The sequence below is a fragment of the Bacillus sp. 37MA genome, from assembly GCF_000372765.1.
Taxonomy (GTDB): domain Bacteria; phylum Bacillota; class Bacilli; order Bacillales; family Domibacillaceae; genus Domibacillus; species Domibacillus aminovorans.
On the sequence record NZ_KB889752.1, the window covers coordinates 1,901,072 to 1,914,360 of the forward strand.

12 protein-coding genes are annotated in these 13,289 nt (G+C 43.6%); 2 read left to right on the forward strand and 10 right to left on the reverse strand.

The annotated features are described in order from the left end of the window. Positions 1-16 precede the first annotated feature (16 nt). The 3 genes from A3M5_RS0110640 to A3M5_RS0110650 all read right to left on the reverse strand — a co-directional run bounded on the left by A3M5_RS0110640 (position 17) and on the right by A3M5_RS0110650 (position 2,962). The gene (locus tag A3M5_RS0110640; RefSeq protein WP_018393752.1) at positions 17-2,263 is read right to left on the reverse strand and encodes a DEAD/DEAH box helicase; all 2,247 of its coding nucleotides are present in this window, start codon (positions 2,261-2,263) and stop codon (positions 17-19) included. A 73-nt stretch (positions 2,264-2,336) separates the two neighbouring features. Beyond that, entirely contained in the window at positions 2,337-2,699 is a 363-nt protein-coding gene (locus tag A3M5_RS22855; RefSeq protein ID WP_018393753.1) for a DUF1798 family protein, read from the reverse strand. A gap of 20 nt (positions 2,700-2,719) precedes the next feature. After that, a complete protein-coding gene (locus A3M5_RS0110650; protein ID WP_018393754.1) occupies positions 2,720-2,962 on the reverse strand; it encodes a hypothetical protein in 243 nt (80 codons plus the stop codon). Positions 2,963-3,245: 283 nt separating this feature from the next. Here A3M5_RS0110650 and recU point away from each other — a divergent pair, with 283 nt between their 5' ends. Together recU and A3M5_RS22860 are read left to right on the forward strand one after the other, a co-directional pair. Beyond that, positions 3,246-3,851 carry a Holliday junction resolvase RecU gene (recU, locus tag A3M5_RS0110655; protein WP_018393755.1) on the forward strand — a complete coding sequence of 202 codons (606 nt, stop codon included), beginning with the start codon at positions 3,246-3,248 and terminating at the stop codon, positions 3,849-3,851. Positions 3,852-3,877: 26 nt separating this feature from the next. After that, on the forward strand, positions 3,878-6,538 hold the full coding sequence (locus A3M5_RS22860; protein ID WP_018393756.1) for a transglycosylase domain-containing protein: 2,661 nt from the start codon (positions 3,878-3,880) through the stop codon (positions 6,536-6,538). A gap of 47 nt (positions 6,539-6,585) precedes the next feature. Here the strand turns inward: A3M5_RS22860 and A3M5_RS0110665 are convergent, their stop codons facing one another. The 7 genes from A3M5_RS0110665 to dinG form a co-directional block, all read right to left on the reverse strand. Next, positions 6,586-7,056, reverse strand: a complete 471-nt coding sequence (locus tag A3M5_RS0110665; RefSeq protein ID WP_018393757.1) for a YpoC family protein — start codon at positions 7,054-7,056, stop codon at positions 6,586-6,588. Beyond that, entirely contained in the window at positions 7,053-7,709 is a 657-nt protein-coding gene (gene nth / locus A3M5_RS0110670; protein WP_018393758.1) for an endonuclease III, read from the reverse strand. The genes A3M5_RS0110665 and nth overlap by 4 nt, the downstream gene beginning before the upstream one ends. 12 nt (positions 7,710-7,721) lie before the next feature. Then, entirely contained in the window at positions 7,722-8,408 is a 687-nt protein-coding gene (locus tag A3M5_RS0110675) for a DnaD domain-containing protein (RefSeq protein WP_018393759.1), read from the reverse strand. A gap of 103 nt (positions 8,409-8,511) precedes the next feature. Further along, positions 8,512-9,705 carry a pyridoxal phosphate-dependent aminotransferase gene (locus tag A3M5_RS0110680; protein WP_018393760.1) on the reverse strand — a complete coding sequence of 398 codons (1,194 nt, stop codon included), beginning with the start codon at positions 9,703-9,705 and terminating at the stop codon, positions 8,512-8,514. Positions 9,706-9,722: 17 nt separating this feature from the next. Next, positions 9,723-10,217, reverse strand: a complete 495-nt coding sequence (locus tag A3M5_RS0110685; RefSeq protein ID WP_018393761.1) for a cell wall elongation regulator TseB-like domain-containing protein — start codon at positions 10,215-10,217, stop codon at positions 9,723-9,725. A gap of 6 nt (positions 10,218-10,223) precedes the next feature. Then, positions 10,224-10,394 carry a YpmA family protein gene (locus A3M5_RS24060; protein WP_018393762.1) on the reverse strand — a complete coding sequence of 57 codons (171 nt, stop codon included), beginning with the start codon at positions 10,392-10,394 and terminating at the stop codon, positions 10,224-10,226. Between the two features lie 50 nt (positions 10,395-10,444). Continuing rightward, positions 10,445-13,249 (reverse strand): ATP-dependent DNA helicase DinG, encoded by a 2,805-nt coding sequence (gene dinG / locus A3M5_RS0110695; RefSeq protein ID WP_018393763.1) that lies wholly within the window; start codon positions 13,247-13,249, stop codon positions 10,445-10,447. Positions 13,250-13,289: the final 40 nt, after the last annotated feature.

Consider the following 13,289-nt stretch of genomic DNA (forward strand, 5'->3'; position numbering starts at 1 on the left):
CGTCAGTACTCCTTCCTTAAAATTGATCAAGCAGTTGGATACTTTTTCGTTTTGCATTCATTCCGTCGATTTCCATGCCAATGCAAGAAGGACACCCATCCTGACATGGGCATTCTTCAATTAAATCTTTTGCAGCAGCTTTCACTTCATCGAATCTCTTATACACATCTTCAGCTAGACCAATGCCGCCCGGATAATGATCGTATAAGAAAATTGTCGGAAGTCCCGTATGTGTTGCTTTTATTTGCGAGACAACGTGAATATCATTCCGATCACACATCGTATGGATCGGCACAATGTGATTCAACACATTCGCAATCCCCATCAGCAATTGCTCAAGCGTCTTTTCTTTTAATTCCGGACTGATCTCTTTTAATTCTAGCCATGCTGCACTCGTATGCAGCTCTTCTTCCGGCAGTGAAATCGGTCCAGAGCCAATGTTTTCGAATGTCGACAGCTTGATTTTTTTAAAAATCGTCGGAAGTGCGTTCACTGTCACATCACCATAATGAATAGCTGTCGTGTTTCGCTCTGTCGATCGATCAATTTCCAACACTTTTAACTGAACAGCTAGATTCGCATCTGTATAGTATTCCACATCCACTTTCTGGACGTACGCCTTTTTATGCGCCCAATCCAGCTTTTCAACTTGAAATTGCACACTTTCATGCAAATAAATAGCTTCATCATGTAAAAGAGTCATCGCACTAAACCGGTCCATTTCACCGATAATTTTCACGTTCCCCACATCGGATTGATCCACAATGATCACATTTTCCTGAGAAGCAGAACGCAAGCTAATATTCGTTGCAGGAAATGATTCATGTGCCCAATGATATTTGCCCCCATTGTAGTGAAGTACTCGTTCTTCCTGCAAGTATTCCAGTATATCATGGACTTCGATCGGTCCGAATTCTTCCTCTTCTTTAAAAGGCAATTCATAAGCGGCACATTTTAAATGATCAACGAGAATAATCAAATTTTCCGGATTGATCCGTGCAGATTCCGGTGAACGCTCAAAAAAGTAGTCAGGGTGTTGGACGACGTATTGATCGATTGGAGTAGAACTTGCGACCATAATAATAAGCGCTTCGCCGTGCCTTCGTCCAGCTCGCCCGGCCTGTTGCCATGTGCTGGAAATACTTCCTGGATAACCCGTCATCACGCACACCTGCAGCTGCCCGATATCGACACCGAGCTCCAATGCATTTGTGCTGACAACGCCTAAAATCTCCCCATCACGCAGTCCTTTTTCAATAGCCCGGCGTTCATTCGGCAAATAACCGCCGCGGTACCCTCGAATTGTCTTTGGACCCAGCTCTTTTTTTACCAGTTCTTGAATATGGCTTAAAATAATCTCCACTCTCACCCGGCTTCTCGCAAATATAATCGTTTGGATTTTATTCTTTAAAAATTCTTTTGCGATATTGTTCACTTCCACCGTAGCGCTCTTTCGAATATTGAGCGGCTCGTTCACGACCGGCGGATTATAAAAGACAAAATGCTTTCTTCCTCTTGGCGCCCCGTTATTATCGATCAGTCTCATTGGATTGCCCGTTAACTGTTCTGCCAGTTCTTGCGGATTCGCAATTGTCGCCGATGTACAAATAAAGATCGGGCTGCTTCCATAAAAAGAACATATCCGCTTCAATCGCCGGATTACATTCGCTACATGGCTGCCAAAGACACCGCGGTACGTGTGCAGTTCATCGATCACGATGTACTTCAAGTTTTCAAATAAATGAACCCATTTCGTATGGTTTGGCAAAATAGCCGAATGAAGCATATCCGGATTCGTAATAACAATATGACCCGCTTTTCGCACCTTCTGCCGGATCGCAGGCGACGTATCTCCGTCGTACGTAAAACTTTTAATATCGATGCCCATTTCACTGATCATTTCATTTAATTCACTTTTCTGATCCTGAGCAAGCGCCTTTGTCGGGAAAATATATAGCGCCCGGTTCACTTCATTTTCAGCGATCGATTGCAGAACGGGCAAATTGTAACAAAGCGTTTTTCCTGAAGCAGTCGGTGTTACCGCCACAATATTTTCCCCACTCACGACCGTCTCAAAAGCGGAATATTGATGCGTATATAACTCCCCGACACCTCTTTGTTGAAGTGCCTTTCGAATCCGCTCGTCGACCATTTCCGGAATCGGTTTCGTTTTCGCTTCCTCTGGTTCGATCTCATGCCAATTTATAATATTTTCATTGTTTCGTAATTCAGCAATTAATTCTGAAAGTGTTTTCTTCTTCATCGACCTTCACACCTCTCTTACTATGCTAGTTTAACGAACAAACGCTCTTTTTGAAAGCAAAAAAAAGAACGCCTTATAGCGCTCCATCTTGTTTCAATATTTTTTCAAGCGATTCAAGCACGTATAACGCGGAATCTGCCGATTGAATAAATTTTGCTTTGCCTGTGTCAAAAAAATGTGCGTATGCACCGACACGGCGTGCATTATCCGCCGTTTGTGTCACTTGAGCCGCATGTACATATTTTTGTGGATTTGTTTTCAGCCAGTCGAGCGCGGATTGTTCCCATGCATCGGCCACTTTGTCCATTTCGTCAGCAAATGGCTTCACAACACTGAAAAAATCAGCTACTTCCTTTGTTTCTCTCCGCTCTTCATAAATTGATTTTGCTTTATGGATAAGCGTTTGAAGTGTTTTCGTCTGTTCAATCAACTGCACTGCCTACTACCCCGTTTCGTTTACATTGACCCTGCCGCTGGTTTTAACGTAGACATGAAAGAAGGTATGTCCGGTTCGCCACATAAAAAGCGAGCGCCTTCTTCTACAAGTAACAGCCTGTTTTGAATGCGTTCTTTTTGCACCCGCATTCCGAATAACTGTCGATGCCGTTCAGCTGCTACTTTTGTGTGTACGAGTTTTTCCAGTTCCAGCGTCTCTTGTTCAATCTCGGCTAATCGTTCCATCCATTCTTCTTTTGTCATGATCGTCTCCACCCCTTTGCTGTGATAATGATAGGTATTCGCACTTCTTTGTGTAATCCCTTCCTTGTCGACAAAACAAGTTATGACCCGGCAAAGAAAGAAGAATTTCGACAATTATTATAGAAATGGCCTGGCTTTCTTATGCATATGCTAACCATTATTATAGTAGCCGAATTACATAGATTATTCAATGTTAATGGGAAAAAAGCAATAAGGCTTTCCAAACAGGCGATTTGCTCATTCATGTGGTACAATATGTATGGATTCAAGAGGAGGGAATAAAATGGCTATCCGCTACCCAAATGGCAAAAAACATACGTATCCGGCACGTCTAAATCAATCTGAAAAGCCACTGAAAGACACCACCTTCAGCAACCGGGGCATGACGCTTGAAGAAGATATCAATACGACGAATTCGTACTATTTAAATCGTGGGATTGCGGTCATTCACAAAAAACCTGTCCCCATCCAAATTGTCCGCGTCGATTATCCCGTTCGAAGTGCAGCTGTCATTAAAGAAGCTTATTTCAGACAGGCGTCCACAACGGATTATAACGGGGTATACAAAGGAAAGTACATTGATTTTGAAGCGAAAGAAACGAAAATTGCGTCTTCTTTTCCGCTCAAAAACTTTCACGAACATCAAATCATTCATATGAAACAGGTAGAGTCGCACGGGGGCATTGCGTTTGTCATCATTCGCTTTTCCCAATTGGACGAGCTCTTTTTTCTACCTTTTCAAGCGCTGTATACGTTCTGGTGCCGAATGATTGAGGGCGGACGCAAATCGATTGCGAAAAAAGAACTCATTTCGTGCGGTGCCCCTCTCAAGCTCGGATTATCGCCTCGAATCCCTTATTTGGATGCGGTCGAAAGCATATATTTTTAACTTTTGAAAGTGAGGAAATAAGACACATGTCTGAGGAATACACATCGAGAACTGAAAAGAGGAGCCAACAACGAAAAAAAACGGCTCATTCAAGAAAAGTACCGAAACAGAAAAAAACACCTACTAATAAAAAGCAGTCGATTATTAAACGTATTTTACTTGCGCTCGTACTGCTTGTCTTTTTAACACTTGCAGGAGGCGCAGGATTGTTTGCTTACTTTGTAAAGGATGCACCGGAATTGGATGATGCATTGCTTCGCGACCCGATTTCATCGAAAATTAATGACATGAACGGCGACCTTATTACGAATATTGGCTCAGAACGGCGCGATTATGTTCAGTATAAGGACATCCCTGTTCTCATGCGCGATGCTATTTTGGCGACAGAAGATGTTCGCTTTTTTAAACATAAAGGGATAGACCCAATCCGGCTTGCCGGCGCCGTTGTGAAAAATGTGACAGAGGGCTTTGGCTCGCAGGGCGCCAGTACAATTACTCAGCAGGTTGTGAAAATGTCATATTTAGATTATGACAAAACGCTGAAAAGGAAAGCGCAGGAAGCATGGCTAGCATATAAACTCGAAGAAGCCTATTCAAAAGAAGAGATTTTTGAAATGTATGTAAATAAAGTGTATATGTCTAAAGGAATAAATGGCATTAAAGCTGCTGCTGATTACTTTTTTGGCAAAGAGTTAAGTGAATTGACCTTGCAGGAAGCCGCCTACATTGCTGGCATGCCACAAAGTCCAAATAATTATAATGCCAATGAGAACCCAGAAAATGCAGAAAAACGAAAAGACATCGTTCTTTCACTTATGAATCAACACGATAAAATTACGCAGTCAGAAATGCAAGATGCTCAAAATCAAGACATTACTGATTCTTTAATTGAACCAGTGAACAAATCAGAGGTATCAAAAGAATATGACTCCTATGTTGACCTCGTTGTTGAAGAAGTAGATAAAATGGGCTACAATGCGTATTCAGACGGCTTAATCATTGAAACAACACTCGATAAAGACGCACAGTTGTACATGGATAAATTGTTAAACAGCGATGAATTCATTAACTATCCGAATGAATTGTTCCAAGCTGGGATTGCGCTCACAGATACACAAACTGGTGAAATACGCGCTATTGGCGGCGGTCGAAACCAAGAAGTACAGCGTGGTTGGAACTATGCAGTTGATTCTCAGCGTCAGTCCGGATCCGTCATTAAACCGCTCATTGATTACGGGCCGGCAATTGAACATTTGAAATGGTCGACGTATGAACAAATTGACGATAGCCCGCTCAATTATTCCAATGGCGGACCATCTGTCGGAAATGCCGGCGGTTCGTACGCCGGAATGATGACGATGCGCGAAGCACTAGTACGATCGAAAAATACGCCAGCGGTTCGTACGTTGAAGGAAGTCGGATTTGAAGATTCATTTAAATTCCTGTCGGGACTCGGCATTGATATGAAAAACGAATATGAATCGTATGCGATCGGTGCTAATGACGGCGAAGATGCGATCTCCCCTCTTCAATTGGCCGGTGCATATGCCGCGTTTGGCAATGGCGGTACGTACAATGAGCCGCATACCGTGACAAAAATTACGCTTCCGGATGGTACGGAAATTAAAAGCGAATTTAAATCCGAATCAGCCATGAGTGATTACACAGCCTATATGATTTCAGATATGCTAAAAGACGTTGTGGACTATGGAACCGGAAGAGCAGCGAATATTCCCGGCCTCCCTGTCGCCGGTAAAACTGGAACAACAAACTATACAGCAGACGAAATGGAAAAATACGACATCCCATACAGTGGATCACCGGATGCTTGGTTTGTTGGCTATACGACAAATTATACAGCGGCCATTTGGACCGGATATGAAAACCGGACAGAATATTTATCCACAGAAAGCCAACAAATTGCAAAAGAATTGTTTAGACAGTTAATGACGGAAATATCATCTAATATAGAAACCGAAGACTTTGAAAAACCGGACAGCGTCGTTGAACTGGCCATTGTAAAAGGATCCAATCCGGCCCAAATTGCTGGAGACGGTGTATCGGACAGTGATAAAGTCTATGAGTTGTTCGTGCGCGGTGAACAACCGAAACGGACAGCAAAAACGGTCAAAGAAAAGGAACCGAAAGAAAAGCCTGTTGAAGATGATAAAGAAAAACCAAAGCAGGAAGAAGAGACAACATCTGGTGAAGTAACCGGATTAAGTGCTACAGCTGACGCGGGCGGCAATATCTCTGTCTCTTGGTCATTTAGCGGCAGTGGTGCATCATTTAGCGTGACGAACGGATCGGAAACACAGTCGATTGGCGGATTCTCTACCGTATTTGGCGGCGGGCAGCCCGGTCAGACCTATTCGATTACTGTGACAGCACTTGTCAATGGTCAAAGCGTTGACTCCGCTTCTACATCGGTAACCATTCCAGGTGGCCAAACCACGGAGCCAGAAAACCCTGTTGTAGAACCAGAGCCTGAACCGGAACCAACTCCTAATCCAGTACCGGAGCCAGAGCCAGTACCAGAGCCTGAACCAGAACCAGAGCCTGAACCGGAACCAACTCCTAACCCAGTGCCAGTACCTGACGTACCAACTGGTAATGGTAATGGTAATGGTAACAACAGCGGCAGTACGCAAAGTAACAGTATTAAGGTACCCGCAGAAACAGAATAAAAAACAAAAGCGTCTATATAGAGCATTTGCTCCGTATAGACGCTTTTTTATCGCTTACGAATGGCATTTACTGCTGCCGCCTTCCGTAATTCAGACATCAGTTCGACCAACTGTCGAAACGCCGCATATGTGTAAGGTCTGGCGACAATAAATTGAAATCGTTCGCGAAAATTAATCGGTTTTATGCTAAGCTCCGCTTCTCTTTGCTTCCAGACAGCAGGAGCTGCCGGCGAGCCATTCACCCAGAATAGCGCCATGAAAAAAAGAGCCAGCAGAGCGTTCATCTCTTCCTGCACATCTTTTTGACGCTGGCGGTGCTTTTCCTTCACAGCAGCTTCAAGTCGTTCCCATATCGGCAGCAACTCTGGCAGCCCATGTTGCTCTTTTAGCCACGGTGTTTTTTCACCGGTTAATTCATACAAAAAATAAGGATATTCATCAAGCTTTTCTGGGAGCGATATATGCTGTTCTTCTGAAAAAAAACGGAGCGACTCCGGCAATATGACTATTTTCTTCACGCGCCAGCCTTCCGCTTCATTCGCTTTTTCCCTTCCCGGCATAGATTTAAAAGCGGGCATTCCGGGCAGTTCGGAGACTGTGCTTTACAATGATAGCGACCAAAGAAGATCATCCGGTGATGTGTTACCGACCATTCATCCATCGGAATTTTCTTCATCAATGCCGCTTCCACTTCAGTCACATTGTCTTTCCAACGACAAAATCCAAGTCGTTTGGAGATGCGTTCCACGTGCGTATCAACCGCGATCGCCGGTACACCAAATGCAACGGATGCCACCACATTTGCTGTTTTACGGCCGACGCCTGGAAGTTTTACGAGTTCATCCTGTGTTTCCGGAACAATCCCATTCAACTCGTCAATCATCATATGCGACAATTTTTGAATGTTTTTCGCTTTGTTTCGGTACAAGCCGATCGAGCGAATGTCTTGCTCCAGTTCTTCGAGCGGCACCGCTATGTAGTCTTCCGGTGTTTTATATTTTTCAAATAACCCTTTCGTCACTTTGTTGACGAGTACATCTGTACATTGTGCAGATAATAGAACAGCAATGACAAGTTCAAACGGATTCGCATGGTTCAGTTCGCAATGCGCATCTGGAAACATCTCGCCAAACGTATCGAGACAATGATGAATTTCTTTTTTTGTCAGCATATCAAATTCTCCTTACTGCTCAAGCCAATTGTAAAATGGAACAGCATTTTCAGAACGTGTTACCTGCTCTGTTCCAGTTGGTTTACGGAATTTCCGCCCTTGCTCGCGCGCCTGATCCACTGTTTTAATGCCTTGCTTTTTCCACTCAAATAAAATGCGGTCTATATAGCGGAAATTCAGCTTCATTGACATCACAGCTTCACGAAGAGCCGCTTTAATAACCGACGGATCGTGTGCATCCTGGTCAATCCAGAGCGCCAGCGTTTCACATTCAATTGCTGAGAGCGGCCGGCCAAATTCTTCTTCAAACAAGCTGTATAAATCTTTTTCTTCTGTCATCGCCTGTTGCAATGACTGTCCGCGTGCATCAGATTCAAAAAGAGCAGCAATCTTGTTCCAGAGCGGTTTTAATGAATAAAATTCATAGCCGGTCTGATCACCTTGTTCAATAGCCACCACTTGCTTTTGAATCATTTTTTTTACGCAAGCTGCACAATCGGCAGACGAAATCGTCATCCGTTCCGCAAGGTTTTCAAAACTTGGAAACAATATGCCTTTTTGAGTAAACGAATAAATGTGCAACAACACCATCATCTCTTTTTCATCGATTTGCAGCCGTTTATAGTTTTGGAGAAGAACGTTCGGAATGCTTGTCATCCCATCTTCCATCCAGTTCATTAATAGCTCTTTTTCTTTCATTTTCCATTCCACCTCGAAAACTTTTTCACTGGCATTGTTTCATATTATACTAGCTGACACATAAAAAGAAAAGCCGCCCGAATGGACAGCTTTGCTAATAATGTTACCCTTTTTTGTTATTGTTAACGTAATCTGCAATGCGCTGTGTTGCTTTTTCAAGCAATTCAAGTGATGTTGCATAAGAAAGACGGATGTTTTCAGGCGTTCCGAAGCCGCTTCCCGGTACGACCGCTACATTTGCTTCTTCAAGAAGAGCGGTAACAAAGTCATCTACACTTGCATGACCCGTCAATTTCGCCGCTTCTGTCACATTTGGATACAAGTAAAATGCACCTTGTGGTTTCAAGCATGTAACACCTGGAATAGCTGTTAACTTTTCATAAATAATGTTCAGGCGCTCTTGAAATGCTTGTTTCATCTCTTCAACTGGCGCTTGAGTCTCTGTATAAGCCGCAATGGCACCATATTGGGATGTTGTTGTCGGATTTGATGTAGAATGGCTTGCAAGGTCTGTCATCGCTTTAATGACCTTTGCGTTACCCGCTGCATAGCCAATGCGCCACCCCGTCATTGAGTGAGATTTTGATACACCGTTAATAATGATCGTCTGCTCTTTTAACTCTGGAGACAATTCTGCAATCGAAATGTGTTTGTTGTCACCGTATACTAGTTTTTCATAAATTTCGTCGGATACGACCCAAATATTTTTACGGAGTGCAACTTCACCAAGTGCTTTTAGTTCATCCGCTGTGTAAAGCATGCCGGTTGGGTTTGATGGCGAGTTGATAATCACTGCTTTGGTTTTATCTGTGATCGCTGCTTCTAATTGTTCAGGCGTAATTTTGAAATCATTTGATTCTTTGCCGTCTACGTATACTGGAATACCATCTGCGAGCTTTACCTGCTCCGGATAACTAACCCAGTATGGTGTTGGAATAATGACCTCATCGCCCTCATTTAAAATAACCTGGAAAAGGTTGTAAAGCGCGTGTTTTGCACCTGTTGTTACAATAATTTCATTTTGTTTATATGTAATACCTTGATCTTCTTTAAATTTGCTAATGATAGCATCTTTCAGTTCCACAAGGCCGCCCGCCGGTGTATATTTTGTCTGTCCCTCTTTCAATGATGCATATGCTGCTTCAATAATGTGATCTGGCGTATTAAAATCCGGTTCGCCAGCGCCAAGACCAATGATATCGATTCCTTGCGCTTTCATTTCTTTCGCTTTCGCTGTAATGGCAAGCGTCGCTGAAGGGGTAAGTGCTTTAACTCGTTCTGCTAATTGTACATCCATTTGAATTCTCCATTCTATTATATGTTTTCGATTTTTCTCCACCATTTTCCGTTCGTAAACGATAAATAGTAGTAATTCAAATTACCTTTTTCATTTTCAAACGTGAACAACCAGACAGGGGTTTCTTTCTCAATGCCAAGTGTGAGCGAAAGAATCTCTGCATTGCCCGCTTCCTTCTTGAAGAGAATACGCGCTTCTTTTTCTGTGACACCTGTATCAAGTGGTTTAATAATCGGTTCTGACTTGCCATCCTGCGCTATCCAGACGGCGACATTTTTGCCGTTTTCATCTTTCCCTGTCGCCGCATAAAAGACATCCGTACTCTTGTACAGATACACCTCTTCCACTTCTGTGAGAGCAGCTTTTTCCTTCACTTTCTGTACAGCGGTCGCTTTTTCTTTTTCATACGGTTTTTGTGCATTATTATACATGATTCCAATTATTAGTGCAACAACAAGGATCGGAACTCCGATTATTAATAGCCATTTTTTAAAGTTTGTTCGTTTATTCATCGCTTCTTACGTTCTATAAATGGTGAAAACGGCTTTCGTTTCGTCTTCTGCATCAAGCGCCAGACCAAACATTAAATTTTCACGCTTCAGTGTCCGATTTAACGTATCAACGAGCTTATATAAATCACCGCTATTTTCAACCGTTACGGTCGACAGTACATCAATTTTCGACTCCATTACAACCCCTCCTGTTGGCATTATAGCAGGAATATCCACTCTTTATACAGTTATTTTTCATTTGGGAGCCACTTTTCAATTAGCTCCATCGTACCGGCAATATCTTCTTCAACAGCCGCTACACCTGGGATCGACTGTAAAAAGGATTTTCCATACCGGCTTGATACAATGCGCCGGTCAAAAACAACCGCAATCCCCCGGTCAGACTGCGTGCGGATCAAACGTCCGAATCCTTGCCGGAAGCGGATAACCGCCTGCGGAAGTGAATACGCGGAAAATGGATTTTTCCCTTCCTCCTTCAACTGCTTGCTTTTAGCCGCTACAAATGGATCATCCGGCGGTGCAAACGGGAGTCTAACGATAAACAAGACAGATAAATCTTCACCTGGAATGTCGATTCCTTCCCAAAAAGCGCCAGTTCCGAGCAAAATCGATTTGTCATACTGACGAAAATTTTTCGTTAGACGTGTGACACTTCCATTCGTAATGCTCTGCGCAATAATCGCATAATCGGCCAGCAGTTCTGTTTCTCGAATATAATCATATGTTTTTTTCAATATATCAAATGATGTAAACAAGACAAGCATTCGTCCACCGGCTGCTTCTGCTGCGGCGATAATATAATTGGCCACTGCAGCAGCATAAGCTAAACTGTCCACATCTTTCACTTCCGGCACATCATTCGGAATGACGATTCGGCAGTGTTCCGCATAATTGAACGGCGATTTGAACACGTATTCATCATATGAAAACGCAGACAAGCCAATTTCATGTGCAAAAAACTGAAATGAATCTTCAACGGTCAACGTTGCCGACGTAAACACGACATGTTTACGTTCAAGCAAATAATTGCTAATGAGCACGCCTGCATGAACAGGCTGTGTGCGCATAGTCAATGTATTTAATAAAGACCGAACGTCGCCTTCCATCCAGACAACTTCGCGATCATCCGGGCGAAATACAAGTTCAAACAAACACTCATTCCACTGGCGGCACCGCTCGATTAGTGTCACTGTATCATCGACAAACAACTCATCGCGCGCAGGCATCTGTCCGCGAATTTGTTCAATAGGGGCTATTTTTTTCGATAATTCTTCAGTGAACAACGAAAGATCTTTATAAATACGCTCCGCTCCCCATTCGATTTGCTGCCATTCGGCCGTTTCGCGCTTCTCTTCATCAATTGCCAACTGTCTTTTAGACTGTGCCATCCATTTCGTTTTTTGTCCGAAGAAAGCCCCTATCAGGGCAAACCACTCCTCCGCTTCCACTAAAACAGATGACATCCGCTTCGTCAGTTCAACAGAAGACGGCACAGATAGATGCTTTTTCTCTATTCTCATGATCTGATAAAGCAGCCTCTTCTCATCCGGCGTACCCATTTTCCCAAGCAAAAATTTCAATTGTGAAAGTGATAGTTCTTTTCCGAGCCGTTCACGTGCCGCTTTTTCAAACTGATGTGCTTCATCGACAATAACATGCCCATTGTTTGGCAAAAGCGGATGCTCTGCTTTCATATCAGCAATTAAAAACGAATGATTCGTGACAATTATATCCGCATTTGTCGCTACCTCTTTTGCATACCAAAAAAAGTCATGTGCACGCCACGCCTGCTTCGCTTTATTCATATAATCATCTGCCTGACACACTTCTCCCCAAAGAAGAAGTCCACCTGAAGACAAATTTAATTCATCTCCGTCTCCTGTCATCGTTTCAAGCAGCCAGACAAGAATTTGCATTTTCGCGATCGTTCGGTCGTAATTCGTCTCTCGTTCTCTTAGCGCCCGCACAAACCGCGACAAGTCAAGATAATGACGTTTTCCTTTTAACACGGCTGCCTTCACATCAAATGGAAGCATCGTCTGCATTTTTTTCAGCTCGCGCTCAAGAAGCTGGTGCTGCAATAAGACAGTATACGTTGAAATGATAACCGGCTTGCCTGACTGCCTGCTTTTATACACACTTGGCAAAAGGTAAGCGAGTGACTTTCCAGTTCCAGTGCCCGCTTCAATGACTGTGTGGACACTGCTTTCAAGCGACTTCTGCACCGCTTTCATCATCTCCATCTGACCAGGACGGCGCTCCATGCCAGGCACCCCAGCTAATAACGCCCACCTTGCTTCCACTTCTTCTGGAAATGAAATCGACTTATCCGCCTTCCGCTTTACTGGCCGTTCTTTTTTTCGGAGAGCAAGGCCCCTGTATACCGTCCATTCTGCTGGTAGCGTTTCAATACGCTTTTTTTTCTGCACGGCAATACGCGTGAGCAGGACGTGAATATCACTTTTCAGTCCGACGGCCAGTTTTGCAAGCTGCTCAATCGTCACAAGCGGCAATTGCTCAAGCCGCTCCATTAACTGCAAAAAAAGCTGTGCTGTTGCATAGGCATCACTGTCGGCACGATGCGGCTGTCCATGATTCAACTGAAACTGCTCAGACAAATCACCGAGCTTATAGCTGTCCGATGTCGGCAGGACAATTTTTGATAGTTCCACCGTATCGATTACAAGCCCCTCAAATGATGGGTAACCGGCTGCGGCAAACTCACTATTTAAAAACGTTAAATCAAACGTCACATTATGTGCGACAAAAACGGACTCATCCATCCACTCGTTAAAAAGACTAGCTTTCGCTGAAAATGGCGGCGCATCTTTTACCGTTTCCTCATCGATCCCTGTCAACTCTTGAATAAACGGTGGAATCGGTGCGTTCGGGTTTAAATATGTATCATATTGTTCCGTTATTACTCCTTTTTCAATGGCAACGAATGCCGCCTGCATGATGCGGCCTCCGCTTGCATAAGAATGGCCGGTCGTTTCAAAATCAGCCACCACAAATCGTAAATCATTGATCACGGCAAACACACCTTTTAATAAATTCCTCTTCAGTTTACCA